At 48.8% G+C, this 377-nt stretch carries 4 tRNA genes; all 4 read left to right on the top strand.

Annotated elements, in window-relative coordinates:
- Nucleotides 1–50: 50 nt before the first annotated feature.
- The 4 genes from ACLUWI_RS10395 to ACLUWI_RS10380 all read left to right on the top strand — a co-directional run bounded on the left by ACLUWI_RS10395 (nt 51) and on the right by ACLUWI_RS10380 (nt 370).
- Nucleotides 51–123, top strand: a tRNA-Val gene (locus ACLUWI_RS10395).
- Nucleotides 124–134: 11 nt separating this feature from the next.
- Nucleotides 135–206: transfer RNA gene (locus tag ACLUWI_RS10390), tRNA-Gln, on the top strand.
- 3 nt (nt 207–209) lie between these two features.
- A tRNA-Lys gene (locus ACLUWI_RS10385) sits at nt 210–282 on the top strand.
- A 16-nt stretch (nt 283–298) separates the two neighbouring features.
- Nucleotides 299–370, top strand: a tRNA-Gly gene (locus ACLUWI_RS10380).
- The last annotated feature ends 7 nt before the right edge of the window (nt 371–377 follow it).

Below are 377 nucleotides of genomic sequence, written 5' to 3'. Positions count from 1 at the left end.
TGCAAATATTTTTAAAAGGGTAAGACTTCTGGTTAGCCCTTTTATTTTTTGGAGGATTAGCTCAGTTGGGAGAGCGTCTGCCTTACAAGCAGAGGGTCACAGGTTCGAGCCCTGTATCCTCCATTTACCATTATTGGGCTATAGCCAAGTGGTAAGGCAACGGTTTTTGGTACCGTCATGCGCTGGTTCGAACCCAGCTAGCCCAACTTGAGCCGTTAGCTCAGTCGGTAGAGCATCTGACTTTTAATCAGAGGGTCGACGGTTCGAACCCGTCACGGCTCATTAAGTTAATACGTATGCGGAAGTAGTTCAGTGGTAGAACATCACCTTGCCATGGTGGGGGTCGCGGGTTCGAATCCCGTCTTCCGCTTTTCTCA

The organism is Limosilactobacillus mucosae (assembly GCF_046939755.1).
GTDB lineage: Bacteria > Bacillota > Bacilli > Lactobacillales > Lactobacillaceae > Limosilactobacillus > Limosilactobacillus mucosae_A.
Note: the sequence above shows the minus strand (reverse complement) of the source record. Positions and strands in the feature narration are given on the sequence as shown.